Source organism: Collimonas sp. PA-H2, from assembly GCF_002564105.1.
GTDB lineage: Bacteria > Pseudomonadota > Gammaproteobacteria > Burkholderiales > Burkholderiaceae_D > Collimonas.
In genome coordinates this window covers 3,898,675-3,924,953 of the sequence record NZ_PDBX01000001.1, presented here as the reverse complement: position 1 = coordinate 3,924,953, position 26,279 = coordinate 3,898,675, and the positions used below count along the sequence as shown (strand labels likewise).

The window sequence follows — 26,279 nt, the reverse complement described above, 5'->3', positions numbered from 1 at the left end:
ATGGTTATCGCGGTTTCGTCGCATTGACCGGCGCAAAAAATAATGGGATTAAATTCCGCCCATGCATAAATATTTGATCACCTGATAGTCCTCGATCCCGTACTTCGATCCTTCCCGTCCCAGACCGGATTGCTTGACGCCGCCAAATGGCGCAACCTCATTTGAAATCAGGCCGGTATTGATGCCAACCATGCCGCTCTCCAGCGCTTCCGCCACGCGCCAGATGCGCCCGATATCGCGCGAATAAAAATAGCTGGCGAGGCCGAATTCGGTATCGTTCGCCATGTTGATCACTTCATCGTCCGTCTTAAAGCGGAACAACGGCGCCATCGGGCCAAACGTCTCTTCCCGGGCAACCAGCATATCGGCAGTCACATCGGCCAAAATGGTCGGCTCAAAGAAACTGTGGCCCAGGGCGTGACGTTTCCCGCCAATGAGAATGCGGGCGCCTTTGCTCAGCGCATCGGCAATATGCTGTTCGACTTTCTTGACCGCCGTCTGATCGATCAACGGTCCCTGCGTCACGCCCTCTTCCACGCCTGCGCCCACTTTCAACTTGGCCACCGCAGCCACCAGTTTTTGTGCAAAAGCATCGTAGACTCCGTCTTGCACATACAAGCGGTTGGCGCAGACGCAGGTCTGGCCCGCATTGCGGTATTTGGAAGCCATTGCGCCCTCCACCGCGGCGTCCAGGTCGGCATCGTCAAATACGATAAACGGCGCATTGCCGCCTAATTCCAATGACAGTTTCTTGATCGTCGCTGCGCATTGCTCCATCAGCAAACGCCCTACTCCGGTGGAGCCGGTAAAAGTCAGTTTGCGCACGATGGGATTACTGGTCATCGCCGCGCCGATTTCACGCGCGGCGCCGGTCACCACGCTAAACACGCCGGCCGGCACACCGGCACGCTCTGCCAGAACAGCCAATGCCAACGCCGAGAACGGGGTCGATTCTGCCGGCTTCAACACCATCGGGCAGCCGGCGGCAAGCGCCGGGCCGGCCTTACGAGTAATCATCGCTGCCGGAAAATTCCAGGGCGTGATTGCAGCGCAGACGCCAATCGGCTCTTTAACGACAACAATCCGATTGCTTGGAGACGGCGATGGAATGGTGTCGCCACCGGCGCGCTTGCCCTCCTCCGCAAACCATTCAATGAACGATGCGGCGTAGGTGATTTCACCTCTGGCTTCCGCCAATGGCTTGCCTTGTTCTGTGGTCATGATCAGCGCCAAATCGTCGAGATTGGCGAGTATCAGGTCATTCCATTTACGCAGGATGATGCTGCGTTCCTTGGCGGTTTTACGGCGCCACGATTTCCAGGCGTCATCCGCGGCGGCAATCGCGCGTCTGGTCTCTGCTGCTCCCATCAACGGCACGGCGCCAATCGTCTCGCCGGTAGCCGGATTTGCTACCGGGAATGTATCGCCGCTATCGGCATCGCACCATGCGCCATTGATATAGGCCTGCTGCCGGAACAAGGAGACATCTTTCAATTGCAACATATAAAACTCCATTAACGAGAATTGCAAACACGCATGACAGCCAGTGCGGTGCTAGTGAATGATTTTTGCCAGGAAATCACGTGCGCGGTCAGAACGCGGCGCACCGAAGAATTCTTCCTTGCGGCAGTCTTCCACCACCAGGCCCTTGTCCATGAACACCACACGGTTGGCGACCTTCTTGGCGAAACCCATTTCATGGGTCACCACCATCATGGTCATGCCTTCTTGCGCCAGGCCGACCATCACGTCCAGCACTTCATTGATCATTTCCGGATCGAGCGCCGAAGTCGGCTCGTCGAACAGCATGGCGATCGGATCCATAGCCAACGCGCGGGCAATCGCCACGCGTTGCTGCTGGCCGCCGGACAGCTGGCCTGGGAACTTGTCTTTCTGTGCGATCAGGCCGACCCGGTCCAGGTATTTCAAGCCTTTTTCGTTGGCTTCATCCTGGCTGCGGCCGAGCACCTTGACCTGGCCGATGGTCAGGTTTTCACGGATCGACATGTGCGGGAACAGCTCGAAATTCTGGAACACCATGCCGATGCGCGCGCGCAGTTTCGACAGATTGGTTTTCGGATCGCCGACCGAAACGCCGTCGACCGTGATCTCGCCCTTCTGGAACGGCTCGAGACCGTTGACGGTCTTGATCAGCGTCGATTTACCGGAACCCGACGGTCCGCACACGACGACCACGTCGCCCTTGGCCACTTGCGTGGTGCAATCGGTCAGGACTTGAAATTGGCCATACCATTTGCTGACATTGTTAAGCTTGATCATAAGTAATTCTGTTGGGGTAGTGATAAAAAATGCCCACTCACATGCGAATGGGCAAAAACTGGGGATCTCCCAGGGACGTCTCGCTACTGCCGCTAATCGAAAAAATTACAAGATATTGCAATCTGCCGCGCCGGGCTCAAACGGCGCGGCAGCCGGCAACATCCGGCTGTTGCTTAGAACTTGTGACGCATTGCTACGCGGAAGACGACTTGCTTGTCATTGTCCGAAACGCCGCCGGCACCGGGGATATAAGCGTTATCAAGCGATGATCCGGTCAGATCGCCGCCGACTTTCTGGTAGACGCCCTGCAAATAAACGTCCGTCCGCTTTGAGAAGTTGTAATCCGCCATCAGGCCCAGGGTCGACCATTTCGGCTTGGCATTGCCAACCGTCGTATCGTACTTTCCTTGTGTATAGGTAAACATCGCACCGGCGAAAAACGCTGGCGTGAACTGATACTTGGCATTGATTTCGTAGTTGCTCAATTTCAGTGAACTCAATGTTCCAAGGGCCGGCGCAAACGAGCTGATGTAAGCATTGCCGCCGCTTGGATTAGTTAGATTGGTGTTGGTGTACACGAAACCTAGCGTTGTCTCGCCAAACGTGTAATTGATGCCGGCGCCGAAGATTTTCTGCTTGTCGGCCAGGAAGTTGGCATCGGTCGGCGTGATGGAACCGCTCGCTGTCGTGCCGGTACGACTCAGGTTCAGGTAACCCAGGCCAGCCGACAACGGGCCGTTGACATAGCCTGCACCCAGGCTGTAAGTGCGATTCTTGCTGCTGTCGCCGGCAGTTTCGCCCAGGCCGTAGAGACCGCCGAAGGTGAATCCGCCAAAATTCGGGCTGGCGTACTTGACCGAGTTATTGATGCGGAACGAGTTGTCGGTATTGTCGTTATCCAAGGGATGCGAGAACAGATAGCCGGACCAGTTGCCATTCGAGGTCAATGGGCCGATAAAGTCGACCACGGAGTCATATTGGCGGCCCATGGTGACGGTGCCGGCGGTTTTGCTCGACAGACCCACCAGCGCCTGGCGTCCGAACAGCAGACCGCCCTGACCCAGCTTTCCGGTATCGGCAGCAAAGCCGTTTTCAAGCTGGAACACGGCGCTCAGGCCATCACCCAGATCTTCCCTGCCTTTGAATCCCAGCCGGCTGCCTTGTGCATAGCCGCTTTCCATCTGAACGATTTTTTTGCCGCCGTCATTGTTGGTGTAGTTGATGCCCAAATCGACAATGCCGTAAATAGTGACGTTGGTTTGCGCTTGCGCCATACCAGCAACACCGCTCAACAATCCTGCAATCAGAACCACCTTCTTCATGTATTACTCCCAAGGGTTAAAAATCTATTTTTTTATAAGTACTGACAACAATGTGCACCACGACGCGTGCACCACTCCGACTTGCGTTCCCTGGCAGGCACCGGCCGGAACCGGGCCGGTGAATTGATGGAAGATGCCAAAATGCCATCAAACGACAGGCGTGACTAGGGAGCCGCTTACACGGCGTTCTTTCAACGAAAAACGGAAATGCGCTATGAAAATCGAGAAAATCCGAGACGCTGGCAGCGCAAGCCAGGGTCATCTCTTCCGCTCTTGGCTATGACGTCGTCCAGCTCATTTGCGCACCGCAGAAATCACATGCTTGATTTCCTGGAACGCGTGCATTCCCCAAGGTCCCAGCTCGCGGCCTATGCTGCTTTTCTTCATGCCGCCCCACGACGTTTGCGGAAAAATGACTTGCCCGCTATTGACCCACACCAAGCCGACTTGCAGCGCCGCGGAAACCCGCGCAGCCCGTTGCTCGTCTCCGGTCAATAAGGTTGCCACCAGGCCGAAGTCGCTGTCGTTGGCAATGCGGACCGCCTCGTCCTCGGTATCGAAGGTATTCACACATAGCACCGGTCCAAAGATTTCCTCGCGCCAGATGGCGCTGTCCAACGGCACCTCGGTGAACACAGTGGGCGCCAGGAAATAGCCCTTGAGAAGATCCGCCGGCCTGCCGCCTCCGGTCAGCAAGCGGGCTCCGCTTGCCAGGCCTTGCTGGATATATTGCTGCACGCGCTGATACTGCTGGGCGCTGGTAATCGGCCCCATCTGGGTAGCCGAGGCCAGCGGGTCTCCGACAACGATTGTTTCTATGCGCTGCTTGAGCCGGGCGATGAAATTTTCAGCGATGCTCTTGTCGACCAGCAAGCGTGAAGTCGCCGAGCACATCTGCCCGCAATTGAAGAAGATGCCGCCACAGACGATATCCAATGCCGCTTCGATATCCGCATCGGCGAATACCAGCGCCGCCGATTTCCCGCCCAGTTCAAGGCTGACGCCTTTTAAATCATCAGCGGCCGACTTCATCACGGCGCTGCCGATTGCTGTGCTGCCGGTAAAGGAGACTTTAGATAATCCCGGATGCGCCACCAGCGCGGCGCCTACCTCAGCACCGCTGCCGGTGACCAGGTTAAAGACGCCCGCCGGCAGGCGCACCTGATCAATGATGGCGGCCAGCGCCAGCTCCGGAAGCGGCGTTATTTCCGATGGCTTGAGTACCACGGTACAACCTGCCGCCAATGCCGGAGCGACTTTCCAGGCGGCGGTGACCATCGGAAAATTCCATGGCACGATGAGTCCAACCACGCCGCATGGCTCGCGCCGCAAGTTTGCGCGATAGTCGGAGCTAGGCAAGCTCACCTGCTGATCCTGCTCCGCATCCAGTTCTGCCGCGAGATCAGCGTAATAGTTGAAGGTGGCAATCACATCCTCGACATCTATCGCGGCCTCTGCCAATGGCTTTCCATTGTTCGCCGTCTGCAGCTGCGCCAGCTGATCTCGTTGCGCCAAGACAGCTTGCGCAATCGCCCGTAAATAGCCGGCCCGGACCTGACCTGAGGTGTCGGCCCAAGCGGCTTTGGCGGCGACGGCGGCACTCACCGCCGCATGCACATCGGCCTTGCCTGCCATCGCCACCTCGCCCAGCAGCTCTTCAGTCGCCGGATTGATGATGCTGGCCCGCTGATCGGACTGCGCATCACACCACTTGCCGCCAATGTAGATTTGCGGATGAAATTGTTGTGTTGGATATGACATCAGGCCGCCTGTTGATTCCATTCAGATTCCGAAATCTCAATCACCGTTGGTACTTTGACTTGCACCGCCAGTTGCAATGCCTCAGTCAGTTCGGTGCAATTGCCGACATGCTTGGCCTGACAACCGAAGCCACGCGCAATCGCGATGAAATCCGGCGTATAAATATCGACCCCGATTGGCGTGATATCCCGATTTTCCATATATTTTTTTATCTCGCCATAACCTAGATTATTCCAGAGCAAGACGATCACCGGCGCCTTGGCCTCGACCGCGCTGGCCAATTCCGGCAAGGTAAATTGCAGGCCGCCATCGCCGATCAGGCAGATCACGGGCGCCTTGGAAGAACCTAATTTGGCGCCGATAGCCGCCGGCAAGGCATAGCCCAGCGTGCCATAGCCGGTCGATGAATTGAACCAGGAGCGCGGCGCATTGGCGTCGAACGTGATGTTGCCGGTATAAACCGGTTGCGTGGAATCGCCGACATACACGGCATTCGGCAAGGCCGCTGCCACAGTCTGCAGGAATCGCTGCTGCATGCATGCCGGGCGATCCAGCTCGGCATCGATTTGCCGGCGCAGGAGCGCCACGCGCGTGCTGCCCCAATCGTTGTCATGAGCCGGCGCGACGGCTGGCAATTGCTGCAACAGGGCGCCAAGCGCCTTACGCGCATCCGAGACGATGGCAATCGACGCCGGATAGTTGCGCGTGAGCTGCTGTGCATCGATATCGATACGTATCAGTTTTCCCGGAATCCGGAAGCCGCCATCGAATACGGTATCGTAGTCTGTTTCGCCCAATTCGGTGCCGATCGCCAGCACTACGTCTGCCTGCTTCACCAGCTCGCGTGTGACAGCGGTAGATTGTGTCGAACCAAGCAGCAAGGGATGCCGCGCCGCCAGCAATCCTTTGGCGTTGATCGTCAAGGCGGTGGGTGCTTGCAGCCGTTCGGCAATTTCGCGCAGCTCTGCACTGCCGTCGATCGCGCCGCCACCCGCCAGTATCAACGGCCGGCGCGCTTGCTTCAACAGCGCAACAGCTTGCATCACACTTTCCTGATCCGGCCCCGGACGCGATGAACGGCCCGGCATCGCCGTCGATATATGGCCAGCCGGCGCAACGATCACATCCAGCGGAATTTCAATATGCACAGGCCGAGGGCGGGCGCTGTCGAATACTGCAAACGCACGCGCCAGCACCAGCGGCAGATCTTCAGCGCACATCAAGGTGTGCGAGAAGGCGGTGAAGCCGGAAAACACATTGCGTTGCGATGGCAACTCATGCAGATTGCCGTTGCCGTTGCCCAGTTGATGGCGCGCATTGACGCTGGAAATCACCAGCATCGGGATCGAATCGGCATAGGCCTGCGCCATCGCCGTGGCGATGTTGGTCATGCCGGGGCCGGTGATGATGAAGCAGACGCCAGGCTTGCCGGTGACGCGTGCATAACCGTCTGCCATGAAGCCGGCGCCCTGCTCATGTCGCGGCGTGACGTGACGCATGGTTGAGGCCGCGAGACCGCGGTACAGCTCGACAGTATGCACGCCAGGTATCCCGAAGACCAGTTTTACGCCATAGTTTTCGAGCAATTGCACCAGCACTTCGCCACAGGTAACCGTTGTGGATGAGGCCGCTGATACTTCAGACATATCTGCAGCATCCAAGAGAGAATTATCGAGAAGTTTCATTTTTGTTTTCAACGTGAAGAGTTATTCCGATGCCGCTGTTCCAGTGCGCGTGCATACCAGGTCAAAGGGAAGCACATGGCGAAATACAACAGCGCCACCATGCCGTAAATCGGAAAAGGACGGAATGTGGAATTGGTCAGCATATTGCCGGTCTTGGTCAGTTCGATCAGCCCGATGATGGAAGTCAGCGCGGTACTTTTGACGACCTGCACCAGAAAGCCGACGGTCGGCGCAATCGCAATGCGCAACGCTTGCGGCAAGACGATATGACGCAATTGCTGGATATAGCTCATGCCGAGGCTGGCGCCTGCATTCCACTGACCACGCGAAATGGCGTTGACGCAGCCGCCCCATATTTCGACCAGATAAGCGCTGGTGTATAGCGTCAGCGTCACGCTAGCCGCGATCCATGGCGAAACCTCGATCCCCATCAACGGCAAACCAAAAAACACCATGAACAGCTGCATCAGCAAAGGCGTACCCTGGAAGATCTCGATATACCAGTCGATGATTTTTTCCAGCCACTGATTGCCGGAGATACGCAATACCAGCAGCGCCATGCCGAGCACGCCACCGCCGATGAAGGCTATCAGCGACAGCAACACTGTCCAGCGCGCTGCCATCAACAGATTGCTGCCCATATCCCACAAGGTAAACTCGTTCATCGCACCCGTCCTGCAAAAAGCCCGCTCGCCATCCGGTTCATCAGGCGTCGCAAGACGATCGCCAGCACCAGATAGATCGCGGTGATGATCAAATAGATTTCAAAAGAGCGGAAATTCCGCGACTGTATATAGTTGGCCGCATAGGTCAGGTCTGTTACCGATATTTGCGACACCACTGCCGAGCCCAGCATCACGATCAGCACCTGGCAAGCCAGCGCTGGAAATACGGTGGCGACGGCTTGCGGCAGCACGATCGAGCGAAATGCCTGGCGTTGGGTCAAGCCTATCGCCAGCGCCGCCTGATACTGGCCGCGCGATACCGCCTCTATCCCGGCGCGCACGATTTCAATCGTATAAGCACCCAGGTTGATGGTCATGGCCAGCACCGCCGCCTGCATTTCCGTGATCTGGACGCCCATGCTCGGCAAGCCGAAAAAAACAAAGAACAACTGGACGATAAACGGTGTATTCCTGATCAGTTCAACGTAGGAGGCAATCACGGTGCGGCTCCGCTTGCCGCCCATCCATTGCAACGCAGCGCCGCCAATGCCGATCAGCGCGCCCAGCAAAGTCGAGATCGCGGTCAGTCCGAGCGTGATCGCAATCCCTTTTAGCAACATGCCGGAATATTGCTGCAAATCGCTGAAATCCAATATGTAACCCATGGTGACCCTTAGTGACCCTTATACTGGTGTTATCGGAAACTGCGCACGATCTTGTTGCGCGGCAGGGTCGTGGACAGCTTCCTGATGCCGAAAGCAGACTTCGATTACAAATTAGCCGGTAGCGGAACGTGCAGCCATTTTTTCGAGAGCTTGTCGAGGCTGCCGTCCTTTTTCGCCTGAACGATGGCGTCATTAACCTTCTTCATCAAGCGCGGTTCGTTCTTGTTTTGTCCTACGTGATCCGGGGAGCTGAACAGCTGGAATTTTTGCTCCAGGCTGGTGGAAGGATTCTTTTCCATGATGGTGGCGCCGACATCATTACCGACCACCATCATCTGCGCCTGGCCTGACAGGAAGGCGGAAATTGCGCCGTTCGGATCATCGAAGCGCTTGATATTCGCGCTCTCCGGCGCAACTTTGGTGATGCTTAAATCTTCCAGGGTGCCGCGGGCCACGGAAATGGTTTTTCCAGCCAGATCGCCTTCGGACTTGACCGCCAGCTTCTTGCCGCCGAACACCGCCAGGTAGTAAGGTGCATAGGCATCGGAAAAATCGATGACTTTGGCGCGCTCCGGCGTTTGCCCGACCGACAGCAGCAGATCCACTTTGTGGCCGGCCAGATAGGCCATCCGATTGTCTCCAGTGACTTGCACCAGTTCGACTTTGGCATTTAACGCCTTGCCGATGATCACCGCCATGTCAATGTCATAGCCGATCGGCTTCATATCCGGACCGATGGAACCGAATGGCGGGTAGTCCATGAATACGCCGATTTTCACGGTGCCCGACTTGACGATATTGTCGATGACATCCGCCTGGCTAGGCGCTGCATGCAGCAGCCCGGCGCACAGCAGCATGGCGCTGCTTGCTTTGAACAGGCGGCTGCCAAAAACCATGGCGAATTTAGTTTGGGAAAACATGGGGAAGTCCTTTTAAGTGAATTTTTGAATCATTGCGAAACGATTACTGTTCGAACAGGAAATGGTAAAAATCGGATAAATCATTCATTAGTGCCGCGGACTAGCGTCGATCAGCTTGCAAGAATGCGGGGGCAGCCTGGCCATCACGGACATGCCGAGCTTCAGGCCCGGCACATCGCGCGGACTGGCAGCGATAGTCAGTTCAAAGCCGCTGCAATTGATCGTGGCTTCCAATGACGAACCGACGTCGCGGATGAATGCGACTTCGCCTGGGATGCAATTTTCAGCCGCATGATTTTTCTGATCCATTTGCAGGCACACGTCTTCCGGGCGTATCAGCAGACGGATCTCCTGTCCGGCGGGAAACTGGCGCGCCGGCTTGTCCGATGCCTCTACCTGTATCCGCTGGCCTCCCGCCAGCTGTACGCTGTTTGGTCCGGAAGGAAGCGCCGGGAGAATATTTCCCAGACCGATAAAATCTGCGACGAATTCATTCACAGGATCGCGATACACCTCTAGCGGCGTGCCGATCTGCGCAATCCTTCCGTGCTCCATCACCACGATGACATCGGCCATCGTCATTGCTTCACGCTGATCGTGGGTGACCATGATGGCAGTGATGCCAAGACGCTGTTGCAACTGGCGGATCTCTACTTGCATCGCTTCGCGCAATTTGGCATCGAGCGCCGATAGCGGCTCATCCAGCAACAGCAGTTTCGGCGCCGACGCCAGAGCCCGTGCAATCGCTACCCGTTGCCGCTGACCGCCCGACAACTGCGCCACCGGGCGATTCGTCATGTGCTGCAGTTGAATCAGCTGCAGCAATTCGTCGACACGCTTTGCTTGCGCTGCCTTGTCCATGCCGCGCAGTTTCAAGGGATAGGCGATGTTGGCAGCGACGGTCATGTGCGGAAACAGGGCCAGCGATTGAAACACCATGCCGAAATCGCGCTGACTGGCGGGCACCGGCGTCAGATCGCGGCCGGCCATGCTCATACGGCCACTGGTCGGTATTTCAAGGCCGGCGATCATGCGCAGCAAAGTAGTTTTACCGCAGCCCGATGGCCCCAGAAAACACACCATCTTGCCTTCGGGGATGGTCAAATTGATGTTCTTGACCACTTGCGTCGCGCCTGGTCCTGCGCCGAACTGCTTGCAAATATTTTCGATGACTAAACTATTGCTCATGGTGTTTCTCCTGGCTGCATTTCTTCAATTTCGGCTTACGCAATGTCGCTTCCATTTACATCGCCACACCCTCTTCGCCAACCAGTTTTTCAAGCAGCCAGATCAGGATAAAGTCGATCAGCACGATAAACACGGCAAACGAGAACACCGTCGGATCCAATGACGATACCGTGCGGCTATACAGCCAGACCGGCAGCGTCATGCTGTTAACGTCATACAGAAAAAACGTCACCGTGAATTCATTGAAGGACACGATAAAAGCGAACAGCATGCCCGCCAGTATTCCAGGGCGCATCAGCGGAAACACGACGTCGAACATCGCCCGCAGCGGGCTGGCGCCCATCAGAAATGCGGCTTCTTCATATTCCGGTCCGATACCGACCAGCGATGCGGAACAGTTTTTGACGGCGAACGGCAACGCCAGGATCACATGCGCGATGACCAGCCGGAACAAGCCCAACTCAACCGGGAAATAGTCAAATACCAGCAACAGCGAGATTCCCAACATCACTAGCGGATACACCATCGGCAGCGCGATGAACTGTTCCACGATGCCCTTGCCGGGAAAATCGAAGCGATGTAGCGCGTAGGCGGCAGGAATCGAGACCGCCGCGGCAATCAGCATGGTTGCCACTGCGACCATCAGGCTGGTGCCCAGCGCCTGCCCCATCGACAGCACGTCGCTGCTGTCCGGCGACACAAAGGTCTGCCAGGCCGAGCGGTACCATTGCAGGCTGTAAGCGGATGGCGGAAAAGCCAGCGTGTCCGAGGCGCTGAACGACATGACGATCATGGTCATGATCGGCAGCGCGGCCAGCAGCAGCACCGTGGTCGCCAGGACACCGGTAAAGCGGGTCAGCTGGCCAGGCAGGATGCGATTAGCGATTGACATCATTTTCATTGCGCACTCCCGGCGATGCGCTGTGAACGCTGGACTAGTTTCTGCGACAGCGCCATCACAGCCAATGTCGCCACCATCAATGCGACGCCGGCGGCTGATGCCCCCGGCCAGTTCAGCAATGGTGCAATCTGATCGCGCACCAGCACTGCCAGCATGTTGACGCGCCGGCCGCCGAGCAGCAGCGGCACTGCAAAAGCGCTGGCGTTGTAGGCGAACACCAGCAAGGCGCCCGACAGAATTCCCGGCATCGCCATTGGCAACAGGATGTCGCGCATGATTTGCCAACGGCTTGCGCCTAGCGTGGCGGCAGCTTCTTCGTAGGTGCTGGAGACCGCTTTCATTGCGCTCGCCATCGGCAGCACAGCTAAGGGAAAAGCCGTCTGTATCAGCCCAAGCAAGACGCCGTTTTCACGATATAGCCATTGCAGCGGCCGCTGCACGATGCCAAGCGACAGCAAGGTATTGTTCAGTACGCCCGCAGGGCCGAGAATGATCAGCCAGCCATAGCTTTGCAGCAGCAGGTTGACCAGCAACGGCAACAGCACGCCAGTCAGCAGCAAGCGCCGTGCCAATTTCGATTTGGCGCGCGCCATCGCAATCGCTACCGGGATCGCCAGCAGCACTGCCGCCACCGTGCTCTGGAATGCCAGGCGCATGGTCAGCAGGGCCGATTTCACGTAGTACGGCTTGATCAGGTCGGCATAGCTGGCCAGCGAAAAACTGTTCCATTCATTGCCATTGGAGCCAAGGCTCATACGCAGCACTGCCAGCGCGGCTGCCGCCAGCACTGCCAGGAATAGCAGCACCGGTAGCAGCAGCAGCCATGCGCGGGTATGGGAGTTTCTCGCCAGCATCATGATTACGCCGAGAACATTTCGGTATAGCGGCGCACCCATTCGCTTTGTACTACCGACAGTGCTTTGTCGTCATGGATCAAAGCCTTTTCGGCAATGTGGCGCGCGCTCGGGACAAAGCGGCTGCCATCGGCAGACACGATGGCTTTGGAATTCACGGGCCCGTTCAGCACATCGGCAGCCATTTTTCCTTGCACCACCGGATCAAGCGAGTGATTGATGAAAGCATGGATCAGGTCCAGATCGCCCGGATGCGATTTCGGGATCACGGTGTACATGAGCTGCGCCGCAAAGCCTTCTTTCATGTCATAGGTCACGCCCATGTTGTATTCAGGCTTTTTGATCGCTGCGGGGAAGAATGCCGGCGAGTAAATGCCGCCCAGATCCAAGGCGCCGGTGCGGAACAGCTCTGCAACCTGGTTCGGATTTTCGCCGAGCAGCATGATACGGTCCTTCAGTTGCTCCAGCTTCTTGAAACCCGGCTCAATACTTCTTTGCGAGCCGCCGGACATTTGTGCGGCAATGATCGCCAGATCGACTGCTTCGACCCAGCTTGGCGGCGGCAGGAAAATACGGCCGCTGTATTTCGGGTCCCACAGCGCCTCGTGGGATGCTGGAGCCGCCTTCATGGTCTTGGTGTTGTATATCAGGCCGTCGGTCCACAACAGGTAACCGACGCCGAAACCATTGGCGCCGCTGCGATACTGTTGCGGCACATCCTTCAGATTCGGCAAGCGCGCCAGATCCGGTTGCATCAACAGCCCGGCGTCGCCCAGTCCGGAAGCGCCTACGCCCGCCAGGGTGATCACGTCATATTGCGGCTTGCTGCCGGCAGCCTTCAACTTGGCCACCATGCCGGAAGTGCCATCGGCCCGGTCGGCGATGATCTTGGCGCCGGTCTTGGCAGAGAAACTGGCGGCGATATTGCGCAATGCGGCCAGTCCGGTATCGTCAGACCAGGTAAGGAAGCGCAACGTTTTTCCGCTGAAGCTCTTTTCCTGTGCACCCACGTTCACAAACGGAGCCGCGACAGTCGATGCGGCAATCGATGCGCCAATTGTTTTAATGACCTGACGTCGCTTGATGTTTTTAATGCTCGTATCTTGCATGACTAACTCCTGCTGTTTGTGAGTGGGACACTTGATGAAAACAACTTGGCAATCTCTCAACCGTTAAGGATGATGCCGCTTCGAAAGCACGTGTTTATGCAAAATACGCAACTGAACATGCTCAGAGGCATTAATTTAACTAATGGATTTACTACCAAAAAAACTAATGGCGATGTGTTTTTTTGTGTTCAGCCAGCTATAGCGACAGACAAGATAGCGGTCGCGCATGGCTCTTCTCGCAAGAGCGCGCGCAAAACATGGCGGGCTGGTGGAACCGGGGCAGCCTTGGCCCAAGGCGGGTTAGATGTGTCTGGCATCTTGTTTCTCTCTAGCATGAGGAAATTCATTAGTTGTGTCGTATGCCACCTGGGTGACCATCGCACTCTTTTATTGGATATTATTCTCATCGTTCGCCGAGTGACTTACAATCGAAATAAAATCATGCTACCCATGCATATTACTGATGGGTCGACTTGGAGCCGCTGATGCGCAGATTGCCACCGCTTAATGCATTGCAAGTATTTGAGACCGTCGCCCGCCACCAAAACATCACGCGCGCGGCTGACCACCTGTGCCTGACCCAAGGAGCGGTAAGCCGTCAGATACTGATACTTGAGGAATACTTCGGATTCCCGCTATTTGTTCGGCACCCGCGCGGCCTGACCTTGACGGCCGAAGGCGAGTCGCTACTCCCGGCGGTACGGGACAGTTTCTCTCGCTTGGAAGAAATCTCGAATCGATTGACGCGTCAGCGCACCGATCTGGCATTGAAGGTGCCGACCTGCGTGATGCGCTGGATTTACCCTAAGATCATGTCGTTCCAGGCCGAGCATCCAGATATACAGCTTCAGGTAACGACCGCCTTGCAGCACAGTGTGGATTTTCAGCGCGAACCGTTTGATGCGGCGATTGTGTATGGCGCGCCATCCGGCAGCGGCACCAATTCACTGCTGCTGTTTACCGAACAGTTAACGCCAATGTGCGCACCGTCCATGCTTAAGGACAAGCCTCGATGGCAAGCGGAGGATTTGGCGCAGCAAACCTTGCTGCATCCGACCCGCGATCATCGTGATTGGGAAATGTGGCTGCACTACGCCGGCATCAAGAATGTCGACGCTAACGGCGGCCAGAGTTTCGATACGCTGGATCTTGCGGTCAACGCTGCAGCGCAAGGATTCGGCATGGCCATCGGCGATTGCATGCTGGCCAGCGATGATTTGGAAATGCAGCGCCTGGTCAAGCCATTCGACTGCATCATGCCCGGAGAAAGCTACTATTTCGTGTACCCGGACAGTGTCGCCAATCAAGAAAAAATAACGACCTTCCGGACCTGGATCAGCCAGTATTGCGGAGCACCGGCAATCGGCAGTTAATGAAAACCGGTTTTCCCATAGCTTGATATTTCACGCTCCCTCCTTATCGCGCACAATGCATTCCAGAATCTGTCGCGCATCCGATAAGGCAGGGAAGAGACGGAGGCAATGGCCGCCTCCGTCATCTTGCTGATACGCCTGCCGTATCAGCTACTTCTCATTCCAGAGGTATGGAACAGCGCTTCACGTTTACTGGCTAACGACGAAAGTAGCCGGTCCCGCCAGCTTGGTATAACCGCCATTGTACAAATACCACGCCGTATAAGCGCCAGGCGCCAGCGACGCCGTGCTGAACGAAGTCACGCCGCCTTGCGCCGCCACGTATTGCCACATCGTTGCGCTGTTGGCGCCCGGGCTGCTGCCAACTGGGTAGATGCCAACCCAGTTGGACGAATTGGTGTTGGCCAGCGTGGTGCTGAAGTTGAACGCGATGTTTTCCCCCTGCTGCACATTCGGCATGGCCGCGCTGAACGACGAAGCCGCGGCTTTTGCGTTCGGCGTGAAAGCGTCGTTGATCGGCTGGGCATAAGTATCGTTGGCGGTCAGCGGGGCGATTCCGAGCGCGCCTTCGATGGTGCGGCCGGCGCTGTAATGGTTGTAGCTTGCGCTACTGAGAGCGCCGCTGCCGACCAGCCCCTGCGAACCGTAGGCGATGGCGCCGACATGGTTGGCGGCGCTGCCCGACGATTCCTCCCAGGTCAGTATCAGCAGCGAGCGCTCATTGGTCCATGCCGGCGATGCGAATATCGGCTGCAAGGTTTGCTTGAGCCAAGCGTCCTGCACCTGCAGGCTGTTGGCGGAGCCATTGCCTGATGCTTCGCCATCGGCGTTGTCGTCGGCCGCTATCCAGGAAAAATTCGGCGTGGTGGCTGCCGACTGCAGGTCGGTGCTGAGCTGGGTGGTATCGAACAGATGCGCCGCGCAGCGGGTCGGGTTGCCGGAGATGTTGGTGTAGTTGATGAACGGCGCGTCGTCCGGCTGGTAATAGCTGTCGACATTGTTCTTGGTGTTGCACGGGGTGCCCATGCCTTGTTCGTAGGCTTTCCAGGTTTTTCCTATCGCTTCCAGGCGGTCGCCGATGTGGCTGGCGCCGACTTTGATGTTCGGAAAATAAATGGCGCCGGTGACGAAGGTGTCGCCGCCCGAGACCGCCAGGTAGTTCTCGTCGCTGGGATGGTAGACGCCGCTGTAATTGGTCAGCAAGGTGCCGCCTTGCGCCAGCGAGTTGATGAACGGCGCGTTGGTGGCGTCGCCTATCACTTGCGAGTAATCGGTGTTTTCCATCATCACGAAAAACACATGGTCGAAGGCCGGCACCGTCGATGCCGGCGCTGCCAGGGCTGGCGCCGGCACGGGCGTCGACAAGGTGAGCGACAGGTTGTCGGCGTAGCCGACGTTGTAGGAACCAGAGGTGTTGATGAACTGCAGCTGCACCGCAATCGAGCGCGTGCCAACCGGCACCGTGCCGCTGTTCGACTTGGCGATGAAGGCATTGGCATTGCCGCGCGCGCTGGCGGTGACGCCGGACAGTTCAGCCGGATTGCCCAGCACCTTGCCGGCAGCGTCGAGGAAGCTTGCGGTGACTACCGCCTGCCCCGCATACACGGTATATCCACCCAGCCAGCCGGACAGGGAATAAGTCACCGTGCCGGTATCGATCGCGCTGCTGGCGGCAGACACGCTGATGGTCTGCATCAGTGCCGAGTCGCCGTAAGGACCGTCGGCGATAAAGGCATTGCCGGCGGCCGATGAGGATGGCGTGGTGAAGCTTGCCACCGAATAGCAAACCAGCGTCGGATTGCCCAGCAATACCTGCCAGCCCGGCACGGTTTTAACCGCTTTCCAGTCGGTCGCGCAGACGCCGGTTTCGCCGCCGCCGTTGACGATCAGGTTGCCGCTGCCTGCAGCCTGGGCCGCGCCCGTGCAGGCAAGCAGCGTCACGCCGGCCAGCACCGCATTCAGCATGCGGCCGGCAAACAGCGTCGAAAAACTATTTTTCTTTAAGCTCATCACATTCTCCATTGGTTGAACGTCTTTGCGTGCGGCCGAAAAAAAGCCCGCCCCTCGCAGCCATGGCGGCAAGGGACAGGCGATCTACATCCAGGTCCTGCACGCCGCCCTGAGCGATCATCCGTCATGCAGACCGGTCAGGGAAGCTGGCAGTATTCCGTTACAAGGTTTTTGATGCAGCCGCAACCACGGCGGCTTTGCTGGTCGAGCCGGCAGTCGGCTGACCGGTGGTCGGATCGAGGATCAGCTTCGATGTGCTCGGTGCGGCGCTCAGGTTCAACATGTTGTTCAGGGTACCGGCAATCGCGTCGTAGGAGCCGGCGATGCGCTGGCCGGACAGCCAGTTGTCTTCGATGAAGCGCAGGATCGAGGTCTGGTCGGTCAGCGTGTGGTCGACGTAGTTGGTCTTGGCATACGGCGAGATCACCAGCAGCGGCAGGCGTGGACCGTAGCCGCAGCGGCCTTGGGCGCCAGTTCTGCCGGAGACGCCGGACAGCGCGGTCGCCGTGCCTTGCAGCGAACCCGGACCATTGGTTTTGCATACGCCTGGACCGTTCAGCATGTCCGCCACGCCTGGCGCGGTCAGGCCGTTGCTGCTGAAAGCGGCGGCGGCCGTGGTGTTGGACGACGGATTCAGGATCGGGCTGGCCTGGTGATCGTAAAAGCCGTCCGAATCGTCATAGGCAATCACTACCAGCGTGTTGCTCCAGCCCGGTTGCTGCTGCAGGAAGTTGATGACCTTGGTGACGAAGGCTTGCTCATCGATCGGATCGGAATAGCCGGCGTGGCCGTCCTGGTAACCCGGTGCTTTCAGGAAGCTGACCGCAGGATAATTGCCAGCCGATACTGCATCGAAAAAGTCGTGGATGTCGTATTGGTGGTTGGCCGGATCCAGCGTCTTGCCGTCTGCCTGCAAGGTATTGCCGATGGCCGCTACGGCGCTTGGACGGGCATGCTTCAGGTTCTGTGTGCTGGCATAGTACTGGAACGGCTGGTGATGCGGGATGTAATCCTTCTTGGCGACGCCGGTAATTGCCGATGTGGTGGTGCGGTTGCAGCCTGTGCTGCCGTCCGCATTGGTCACGGTCAGGTCAAAGCCACCCTGGAAGAAACCCCAGCTGACGTTCGCCGCGTTGAGCAAATCGCCGACGTTCTTGCCGCTCAGCTGCGCCGCGTCGCGCGTCATGCAGGCGTCGTTCAAAGGCTGGGCGTCGCCGGACAGGTTGATGCCGCCCGCGCCGTCGCTCGACAGTTCGCCGTAATAGCCGTCGCCGGCGGCGTAGTTGCCGGTCTGGCTGGCTGACAGGTTGGTGGCGATGACACCGTTGGTCTGGCCGGAAATCAGGTTGATCGCGCCCGGCGCCGACGGCCCGAACGTAGTGCCGAAGGAGTTATCGTTGAGCGCATAGTGCTGCGCATAATTCCACAGCGCCGTCACGGTATTGCCGTCGAAGTAGCCCATGGTCAGGCCATTGGTGTTGAGCGGCGGCGTCAGCACTTGCGGCGCGGCCGAGTTGCCGGCGCCCAGCGAAGCCGGGAACAGGTCCATGGCGCCACCGTTGAAGCCCATCTGCTCTGCCTGGTAATCGTGATCCTGGTCGGCGATGACGACTTGCGAACGGTCGAGACGGAAAGGATTGATGGCGTTGACGCCGTTGCCGGTGTTCAGCGTGGTCGGGTTGGCTGTCAGCAGGCTCGGTACTCTGAGCGCCGCGAAACTCTTGGTGACATCCAGCGGCGTTTGCAGGTTATTCACGACCGGGGTATTGGCAGCGGCAGTGAATGCCGGTTCGCCGGCCGGATTGGCGGCGTTTGGATAGGTGCCGAAATAGTGGTCGAAGGAGACGTTTTCCTGGAAGATCACAACCACGTGCTGGATAGGCGTGGCGGTTTTCGATGACGCCGACGATACCGTGACGCCCGACGACGAGCCGCCGGAGTTGCAGCCGCCCAGCAGGCCGGCGGCGATGGCCAGCGTAAGCGCCGGCTTCGCGAAGCGATGCTCCGCAAATCTTGAATGCAGTTTCATTAAGGCTCCTGATGTAGTTTTTTGTGATGAATGCGGTTGCGTCCGACTGGCAGCCAGCGGCAACAAGGTCGTCAGCCAATAACCCTGCTCCCTGGCCCAGGCAGTGCGCCCCGCATTACTCTTTATTGATGATCAATTGCGATAGTCCGATAGTCCGATAGTCCATTAGCGCGCCATGCAGCTTTCTCTCACGCCAATATTTGTTGAAATACCGCTTGCCGGATACTGCCTGGCAGTCGAGAAATGACACAGCGTCAATTCCACTGAGAAACATTCGGAGCTGGATTGTAGGGTCGGCTTATTACCGCATGATGACCTGCAGGTTTCCTCAACTGATGGATCGGCTCTAATGACAAAGCCTGCGATTTCATCAAGTTGAAATATTTCGGCGCTATTGTGTCGGGTTACGGTTTTCATCCAGATGCACAGCATGCGCTCGCAGGCGCTGTCGACTGCGCTGGAAACCCCACCGTTGCACGTCCTTGAGCCTTTATGAAAATCCGGTTTCAGCCGCACCCTGCTCTCGCTGCTTCAGCATCGCCACGCACAGCTATCCTCGCGCTCGCAACGCTGGCGTTTTTCTTGAGCGCCTGTGACCGTCAAGACAAGGCCAGCGCTGCCGTTGCGCCCGTTGCTGTTGCGCCCGTTGCTGTTGCGCCCGCAGCCCCTGTAGCACCTTCCCAGGCAGCGCTGGCGCGCCTGAATGCACCGGCGGCGCCGTTAAGCGCCGTGGCGGAGGTCGGACGAAAAATCTTCAACGATAAATCCCTGTCGGCATCCGGCAAGCTGTCCTGCGCCTCGTGCCACAATCCGGACAATGCCCATGCGCCAGCCAACGGCCTGGCGGTGCAACTGGGCGGCATGCATCTGCAAGCCCAGGGAGGACGCGCAGTGCCGTCGCTGCGTTATCACGAACACGCGCCGGCATTCTCCATCGGCCCCGACACCAAGCCCGATGAAGACGACAAAGGCGCCGTCCTGCAGGCAGCTGAGGCCAAGACCAACGCTGCATCTCCCGCTCAGGCAGTAGCGAAGGCAACGCTGCAACCGGGAGCAGCCGTGCAGGAAGTGGTGCCACAAGGCGGCTTCGACTGGGATGGCCGGGCCACCAACCTGACGGACCAGGCCGGCGGCCCCTTGCTGGCGGCGAATGAAATGGCCAACAAGAGCGCCGCGCAACTGCTGGCAAAGCTCAAGGCCGCATCCTATGCCAAGGACATGCTGCAGCTGTTTGGCCCGGCCGTGTTCACCTCGCCCAACCTGGCGCTGGGTGAAGCCTATTACGCACTGGCGCTCTACCAGAAAGAGGATCGCAGCTTCCATCCTTACGACAGCAAGTACGACTACTACCTGGCCGAGCAGGTGCAGCTGAGTGAACAGGAAATGCGCGGACTCAAGCTGTTCAAAGATCCGAAGAAAGGAAACTGCGCCACCTGCCACATCGAAAAAACCTCGCGCGACGGCCGCTTCCCGCCGGTGTTTACAGACTACCAGTTTGAAGCGCTGGCGGCGCCGCGCAACAAAGCTATCCTGGCCAACCGCGATCCAAAATATTTCGACCTCGGCATGTGCGGCCCGTGGCGCAAGGATGCGGCCCAGCAGCTGAATTACTGCGGCTACTTCAAGACGCCGACCTTGCGCAACGCCGCCACCCGCCAGGTGTATTTTCACAATGGCGTGTTTCATTCGCTGGAAGAGGTCGTGCATTTTTACGTCGAACGCGAAACCAAGCCGGAAAAATGGTACTCGCGCGGCAAGGATGGCAAGCTGAACAAATACGACGATTTGCCCGCGGCGTATCACGCCAATGTCGATGTGACCGATGCGCCGTTCGACAGCAAGGCGGGAGCGCCGCCTGCGCTGACGGATGATGAGATCAAGGATGTGGTGGTGTTCCTGAAGACGCTGAATGACGGCTATCGGCCAGATGGCAAGCAGATCGCCGGCAAATAAGGCAATGCTGCCATTGCCTCATGCCGCCAGGCCAGATCAAGCCATTTCTTGCAGCAGCTGATATCCATCCGGCCAATCCCCCAGGCCGCTGCCCGCATTCAGATGTCCGCGCGCACCGGCCTCCACAAACCGGCTGCCCCACGCATCAGCGCAAGCACGTGCATAGGCGACGCTGGCATACGGGTCGTCGCTGCTGGCAACCACAGTGCTGGGGAACGGCAGGCGCTGCATCGGCAAGGGCGAGAAGCCAATTGCATCGGCGCGCGGAAAGGCCGGCGCCGCAGGGTCGGGAACAGCGACCAGCAAAGCCCCTCGAATCGGCGAGGCGTATCGGGCAGCCCACTGCGCAACTGCGAGGCATCCTAGACTGTGCGCCACCAGAATAGTATCTTTCCCCAAACGGACAACGTCCCTTTCGATTGCTGCTATCCAGTCGCCGCAGACCGCATGATCCCAGTTATCGACCTGCATGCGCGCCCATCCGGACTGCTTCCCTTGCCACAAACTCTGCCAGTGCGCAGGCCCGGAATCGCCGTGACCAGGAATGATGAGAACAGGGTAATCCATCTGCAAAACCTCCTTGGTGAACTGGCTTTATTGTAAAACCCAGGGAAGTCGGGCAACATGGCAGAACAAATGATTTTACAAGTAAATCCTGAAGAATTGATCGAAAACCGTGGGATCTGCTGATGAAACCTAAGTCAATGGAATTGGATAAGCTGGACTGGCGGATTCTGGAAATCCTCCAGGACAATGCGCGCATCACCAACACAGAGCTGGGAAAGCAAGTCGGCCTGTCGCAACCCGCCATCACCGCCCGCATCAGGCAGCTTGAAGAACAAGGCGTCATCGAAAGCTATACCGCGCGCATCAACCACAGGCTGGTGGGCCGGGATATCTCGGCGTTCATCCGCATACGCACCAGCCACGCCCAGATCGCCAAGTGCCTGAAGGCATTCGAAGCGCTACCCGAGGTGATCGAGGCGCACCGGATTACGGGCGAGGATTGTTTTGTGGTGCGGGTGGTGGTCGAGCATATGGCGCAGCTGGAGGCGACCATCGATGCGCTTGCCAAATTCGGGCCAGTGACGACCTCTATTGTGCTGGCTAGTTATCCGCAAAAGTACATCAGAAACACCTCTTAATGCGAATTAACTCTAACCTGACATTCGTTGTGCGAATCCATCGCCATTCTACTTTTTTAGTGTGAGATTGGAGATGACAACTGTCACGCTGCTGGTCTCTCGATTGATGCAAGCCCCGCAAACCAATGAATGAATGACAAGGATCAGCCAAAATGTGAGCAAGTGTCAAAACAACACTTGCCACATTGCAATTTTGACACTTCCATGGCAGCATATGCGGATAATTTTGCACACAGCGCAGTTTAAAAACATGGTGCAAAAAACAGGGGGGTATGAGCGTGGTGTTTCCGAATCGAATGACAGTATTGTCAAGAAGTCTTGTCGTCCTTTTTCTGTTTGCTTTATCCGGCCTGGCCGCCGCTGCTTCCAGCGAGACGCCGTCTGTACTGGGCGCACCGACCCAGCAAGCGCCGGCACGCGATAAATTTGCAGAAAATGCATTTGCTAAAGACGTGCCGATACCTGACTGGGTCGATAAAATTACCGCTATCCCGAGTGGGAAGGATACGAGTCCGCTAACCATGCGTCTCAGCGACGTCTACTTTTACGTCGACCAGCAGACCACCGTCTTCACCCATCGCGCCATGCAAGCCAATGAAGCATCGGCGCTTGCGCGCATAGGGCAATACGAAATCAGTTTCCAGCCGGATTACCAGCACGTGCAACTGCATATGCTGCGCGTGCATCGCGGCGGCCAGATACTCGACAAGCAGAACGAAGCTGATATCCGCTTCCTGCGGCGCGAGCCTGAGCTCGATTCTGGCATCTATGGCGGTTCGGTCACCGCGGCAATCGTGATCAATGATGTGCGCGCCGGCGACACGCTGGAAATCGCCTACTCGATCATCGGAAAAAATCCTGTGTTTGGCAATCGCTTCTTTGACGCCGCGTTCTGGGACAACGTGTTTCCTACGCTCAAACGGCGGATTACGCTGAACGCGCCGGAAGACCGTCATATCCAGTACCGCGTCATAGGCGCCGACCAGAAAAATCCGCCGCAGGCAAAGGAATCGCACGCTAACGGCCGGCGCATCGTTCGCTTCGAAGCGAACGATCTGCCGGTGATCGACTATGAGGCATTCATGCCGAAGGATTACCAGGCACTGCGCTGGGTCCAGTTCTCCGAATTCGAATCGTGGAAAGACGTCAACCAGTGGGCCGATGCCCTGTTCACCGTCAACACCGCTCCGGCGTCCCTCGACGAGGCGCTCGCCCTGGCCCGCAAGGAAAGCACGCCGTCGGCAAAGGTCGCCAAGGCGCTTGAATTCGTACAGAACAACATCCGTTATCTGTCGGTCTCGCTGGGCGAGAATTCGCATAAGCCCTACCCACCGGAGCAAGTGCTGGCGCGCCGCTACGGCGACTGCAAGGACAAGTCCCTGCTGCTGGTAACCATGCTGAGACAGCTCGGCATCGACGCCTCGCCAGTGCTGGTGGCCACCTCCTACAAGAAAGATCTGGAGCAAATGCTGCCCAGTCCGCAACTGTTCGATCACGCCATCGTACGCGCCGTAGTGGAAGGAAAGACCTATTTCCTCGACGCCACCCGCCTCGGCCAGACCGGCGAACTGGAACGCATGGGCCAGGCGCTGGCCTACTCCCAAGCCCTGGTGGTCACGCCTGGCGCAGACAGGCTGATCAGCATCGCCGCCACCGACAACGACGACTTGATCACCAACACCAGGACCGAGCACGTCACCGTCAAGAAGATGGACGAACCGGTAGTGATGTCGGTCAAGCTGCAATATGCGGGCGTGGATGCGGAAGCAATGCGCGAAGGCGTGGCACAGCATAGCGCTGCGCAACTGCGTAAATTTTATGAAGGTAATATTTCAAAGCGCTATCCGGATGCAGTCATGCTGGATGATCCAAAGATCACGGACGAGCGCAACAGCAACCGCATCACCGTGGATCTGCAATTCCGCATCCGCGATTATTTCCAGGCCTCGGCCGGCAAATGGGGACTGCGCTACGAACCCAACAACTTGCGTGGCCTGTTTTACCTGCCGAACAATAGCAACCGCAACTCCCCTGTGGCTGTACCCGGTTTTCCTTCGATCAATCGCTACCAGCTGGAAGTCGAGCTGCCAGATGAATTCGACGGCCGCTACACGCCATCCCACAGCACCATGCAGAACACGGGATTCGCCTTGTCCGAGTCGCTGTCGTTTACCGGCAAACTGATCAAGGTGACGCTTGAGCTGAAAATGCTGGCCGACCGCGTGCCTGCAGCGCAGACAGCAGCCTTCCTGACGGACCTCAATAAAGCCAGCGCTATCATGCAGGCAGGAGCGACCATCAAGCAAAGCGACCTGAAAAACTCCAATGCCAATATCCCTTCCGACCTGCCCTTCAAACAGGTGGTGGTCGAGCGCCTGGAAAAAATCGTCAAGAACACGGGGCAGCAGATCGCCGACGCCAAGCTCACCGGACGCGACTCCAGCGCCGCCCAATGCGAGCGGGCGCGGGCGGAAGCCTACCTGGGCCGCAATGCAGAAGCGGCGGCCGACATCCAGAACGCCGTCAGCCGGCAACCGAATGCGCCTGAGATCTTGCGCTGCCGGGCAGAGGTGGCTCTGGCGGGCGGCGATTTCAAAGCCAGCGAGCAGGATTTTTCGCGGGCGATGACATTGGGTCTGTCCGATGATGGCGCTTTCTTGAAACGGGGCATCGCCAATTTCTATCTGGGCAAGCAGGACGCCGCCATCAACGATTTCGCAAAGGCAGCCGGCCCCGCCACCAGCGCAAATGATAAAGTCCGTGCGGCCATCTGGAGCACGCTCGCCTCGCAGCGCGCCGGCAAACGCTTCAGCGCCGGACTGGCGGCAGACGCGGCGGATGATTGGCCAGGCACGGCGCTGGCGATGCTGTCAGACCAGAAAACGCCTGAGGCAATGCTGAGGATAGCGCACAAGGAAAGCGGCGGCGATCTGGAAACGGCTTTGGCGGAAGCCTATTTCTATCTCGGCCAGCATTATCTGCTGGCCGGCGACAAACTCAAGGCGCGTCTGTACTTCCAGCACTCGGTCGACAAGGGCGTGCTGTACAGTCCCTATCATCTGGCCGCGCGCCACGAGCTCGCACGACTGAAGTAAATTTAAATCAACGACACTTTCGGACTGAGTCTATGAAACTCTTGCGTTACGCCGCCTTCATTGCATTTGCATTTACCGCCACGCTTTCCTCTGTGCAGGCGCAGCAGACAGTACGGCCAACTCAGCAGGCAACGGCTGCTCAAAAGGCAGAGGTGCGTCGCATGCTGATCAGCTTTCATGCAGACACCCTGACACGGATAGGAATGAAGAAGGGTTTCGACCTGATGATGGAGGAAGATCCTCAAAGCGAAAAATTCCTGCGCCAGATCATGGATTCGATCACGCCCGACCAGCTAGTCGACAAACTGACATCCGTGTATGTCAAATATTATCCCCAGGACGTCGCACAAGCCTCGGCCAATTTTTTTGAATCCCCTGTCGGAGTCAAGACGGTCAACGCCATGGTGCGCGAGATCAGCGCCGGTAAAAAGGTAACACTGGAAACAGCGCATTTTTCCCCGTTTGAACAACAGACCCTCATGTCGTTCTACCAGAGCTCCGCCGGCCGCGCATTTTCCCAGTTGCAGTCAAAGGCAAGCGCAGAAGCCGGCGCCATGTTACACACATGGGGAGAGGACATTGTTCTGGAGCGGATGAGAAAGGCGTATGCTCCGCTGTTGAAAGAGTTTGACTCCCAATTGACAACTACGGCCGGCGATAGTACTCCCGTGAGCTTCACTCCTGTACCCGAGGATGCGCAGGGAGATCTCTTCAAGCAGATCGCCGCAATCATCATGAACAATATACTGCAGTCAAAAGCAGACGGGAGCCGCTATCGGGCAGAACTGCAGCAAATTGGCTATGAAACCTTGTTAAGCCCGCAAAATCTGGTGACGCAGGCCGGCATCGCCGAAGGCAAGGATAAGCTTGTCCGCATGGGCGCCGGCCTGGATCAGCTCCTGCAATCGTCCGAGGACCGGCACAAGACCTACGTCCAGAAATTAAGCAAGGTAGCGCTGCCGTCCAAATACAAGGCAGTTCTTTTGCATGGCGCGGAAGAAGGTTATGCCGAGTCAGTTGACGACAATATCCGGTACGGCGAGAATCAGCGATCCCTGATTGCCCTGTATCAGCGCGTACTTGATTTTGCCGAAGCGCGCCTGGGAAGAGTGACTGTCAGCGATAACGCATTGCTATTTTCCGACACGGCGGACCTGGATATTTATCACACCCTGATCGCTCAGATCAACGCCGAAAGCGTACAGGAAAACGCGCTCATCCAGGACGCGCGCAACCGCAAGAAAAAATCGCTGCAGTCGATGCGCTAAGTCCTCTCTGCGGCCACTCAAAAGCGGCATTTGCGTTCAAAGAACCTGGTTCCCCA

Annotated in this window: 21 protein-coding genes; 6 read left to right on the top strand and 15 right to left on the bottom strand. The window is 57.6% G+C overall.

What is annotated here, in order from left to right:
* Positions 1 to 48: 48 nt before the first annotated feature.
* From gabD to BCF11_RS17995, 12 genes are all read right to left on the bottom strand, one after another.
* Positions 49 to 1,503: an NADP-dependent succinate-semialdehyde dehydrogenase gene (gene gabD / locus BCF11_RS18050; RefSeq protein WP_098495971.1), complete on the bottom strand. Its 1,455-nt coding sequence runs from the start codon at positions 1,501 to 1,503 to the stop codon at positions 49 to 51.
* Positions 1,504 to 1,554: 51 nt separating this feature from the next.
* Entirely contained in the window at positions 1,555 to 2,280 is a 726-nt protein-coding gene (locus BCF11_RS18045) for an amino acid ABC transporter ATP-binding protein (RefSeq protein ID WP_098495970.1), read from the bottom strand.
* A 173-nt stretch (positions 2,281 to 2,453) separates the two neighbouring features.
* The gene (locus BCF11_RS18040; RefSeq protein WP_098495969.1) at positions 2,454 to 3,602 is read right to left on the bottom strand and encodes a porin; all 1,149 of its coding nucleotides are present in this window, start codon (positions 3,600 to 3,602) and stop codon (positions 2,454 to 2,456) included.
* 294 nt (positions 3,603 to 3,896) lie between these two features.
* A complete protein-coding gene (locus BCF11_RS18035; protein ID WP_098497561.1) occupies positions 3,897 to 5,363 on the bottom strand; it encodes an aldehyde dehydrogenase family protein in 1,467 nt (488 codons plus the stop codon).
* The gene (locus BCF11_RS18030) at positions 5,363 to 7,009 is read right to left on the bottom strand and encodes a 5-guanidino-2-oxopentanoate decarboxylase (protein WP_098495968.1); all 1,647 of its coding nucleotides are present in this window, start codon (positions 7,007 to 7,009) and stop codon (positions 5,363 to 5,365) included. The genes BCF11_RS18035 and BCF11_RS18030 overlap by 1 nt, the downstream gene beginning before the upstream one ends.
* Before the next feature lie 47 nt (positions 7,010 to 7,056).
* The gene (locus BCF11_RS18025) at positions 7,057 to 7,713 is read right to left on the bottom strand and encodes an amino acid ABC transporter permease (protein WP_098495967.1); all 657 of its coding nucleotides are present in this window, start codon (positions 7,711 to 7,713) and stop codon (positions 7,057 to 7,059) included.
* Positions 7,710 to 8,378, bottom strand: coding sequence for an amino acid ABC transporter permease (locus BCF11_RS18020; protein WP_098495966.1), 669 nt, complete (start codon positions 8,376 to 8,378; stop codon positions 7,710 to 7,712). The genes BCF11_RS18025 and BCF11_RS18020 overlap by 4 nt, the downstream gene beginning before the upstream one ends.
* A 104-nt stretch (positions 8,379 to 8,482) precedes the next feature.
* On the bottom strand, positions 8,483 to 9,235 hold the full coding sequence (locus BCF11_RS18015; protein WP_233212686.1) for a transporter substrate-binding domain-containing protein: 753 nt from the start codon (positions 9,233 to 9,235) through the stop codon (positions 8,483 to 8,485).
* A gap of 150 nt (positions 9,236 to 9,385) precedes the next feature.
* Positions 9,386 to 10,486, bottom strand: coding sequence for an ABC transporter ATP-binding protein (locus tag BCF11_RS18010; protein ID WP_098495964.1), 1,101 nt, complete (start codon positions 10,484 to 10,486; stop codon positions 9,386 to 9,388).
* Between the two features lie 55 nt (positions 10,487 to 10,541).
* Complete coding sequence (locus BCF11_RS18005) at positions 10,542 to 11,381, bottom strand: ABC transporter permease (protein WP_098495963.1); 840 nt, start codon at positions 11,379 to 11,381, stop codon at positions 10,542 to 10,544.
* A 2-nt stretch (positions 11,382 to 11,383) separates the two neighbouring features.
* Positions 11,384 to 12,244, bottom strand: coding sequence for an ABC transporter permease (locus BCF11_RS18000; RefSeq protein ID WP_233212530.1), 861 nt, complete (start codon positions 12,242 to 12,244; stop codon positions 11,384 to 11,386).
* A gap of 2 nt (positions 12,245 to 12,246) precedes the next feature.
* Positions 12,247 to 13,350: a PotD/PotF family extracellular solute-binding protein gene (locus BCF11_RS17995; RefSeq protein WP_098495961.1), complete on the bottom strand. Its 1,104-nt coding sequence runs from the start codon at positions 13,348 to 13,350 to the stop codon at positions 12,247 to 12,249.
* Positions 13,351 to 13,395: 45 nt separating this feature from the next.
* On the opposite strand from BCF11_RS17995, the gene BCF11_RS17990 reads away from it, so the two are divergent.
* A complete protein-coding gene (locus tag BCF11_RS17990; RefSeq protein ID WP_143751367.1) occupies positions 13,396 to 13,836 on the top strand; it encodes a hypothetical protein in 441 nt (146 codons plus the stop codon).
* Complete coding sequence (locus BCF11_RS17985) at positions 13,836 to 14,723, top strand: LysR substrate-binding domain-containing protein (RefSeq protein ID WP_098495959.1); 888 nt, start codon at positions 13,836 to 13,838, stop codon at positions 14,721 to 14,723. Before BCF11_RS17990 ends, BCF11_RS17985 begins: the two co-directional genes overlap by 1 nt.
* Positions 14,724 to 14,912: 189 nt before the next feature.
* Here BCF11_RS17985 and BCF11_RS17980 read toward each other — a convergent pair whose 3' ends face one another.
* Both BCF11_RS17980 and BCF11_RS17975 read right to left on the bottom strand, forming a co-directional pair.
* Positions 14,913 to 16,733, bottom strand: coding sequence for an alkaline phosphatase family protein (locus tag BCF11_RS17980; RefSeq protein ID WP_158229226.1), 1,821 nt, complete (start codon positions 16,731 to 16,733; stop codon positions 14,913 to 14,915).
* A 160-nt stretch (positions 16,734 to 16,893) separates the two neighbouring features.
* Entirely contained in the window at positions 16,894 to 18,762 is a 1,869-nt protein-coding gene (locus BCF11_RS17975; protein WP_098495957.1) for a phospholipase C, read from the bottom strand.
* Between the two features lie 492 nt (positions 18,763 to 19,254).
* Here BCF11_RS17975 and BCF11_RS17970 point away from each other — a divergent pair, with 492 nt between their 5' ends.
* Positions 19,255 to 20,715: a cytochrome-c peroxidase gene (locus tag BCF11_RS17970; RefSeq protein WP_098495956.1), complete on the top strand. Its 1,461-nt coding sequence runs from the start codon at positions 19,255 to 19,257 to the stop codon at positions 20,713 to 20,715.
* 36 nt (positions 20,716 to 20,751) lie between these two features.
* On the opposite strand, the gene BCF11_RS17965 is transcribed toward BCF11_RS17970, so the two are convergent.
* Positions 20,752 to 21,282: an alpha/beta hydrolase gene (locus BCF11_RS17965; protein ID WP_098495955.1), complete on the bottom strand. Its 531-nt coding sequence runs from the start codon at positions 21,280 to 21,282 to the stop codon at positions 20,752 to 20,754.
* Between the two features lie 122 nt (positions 21,283 to 21,404).
* On the opposite strand from BCF11_RS17965, the gene BCF11_RS17960 reads away from it, so the two are divergent.
* The 3 genes from BCF11_RS17960 (at position 21,405) to BCF11_RS17950 (ending at position 26,223) form a co-directional block, all read left to right on the top strand.
* Positions 21,405 to 21,860: an Lrp/AsnC family transcriptional regulator gene (locus BCF11_RS17960; RefSeq protein WP_098495954.1), complete on the top strand. Its 456-nt coding sequence runs from the start codon at positions 21,405 to 21,407 to the stop codon at positions 21,858 to 21,860.
* A gap of 296 nt (positions 21,861 to 22,156) precedes the next feature.
* Complete coding sequence (locus BCF11_RS17955; protein ID WP_158229225.1) at positions 22,157 to 24,955, top strand: DUF3857 domain-containing protein; 2,799 nt, start codon at positions 22,157 to 22,159, stop codon at positions 24,953 to 24,955.
* Positions 24,956 to 24,987: 32 nt separating this feature from the next.
* Positions 24,988 to 26,223, top strand: a complete 1,236-nt coding sequence (locus BCF11_RS17950) for a hypothetical protein (RefSeq protein WP_098495952.1) — start codon at positions 24,988 to 24,990, stop codon at positions 26,221 to 26,223.
* Positions 26,224 to 26,279 lie beyond the last annotated feature (56 nt).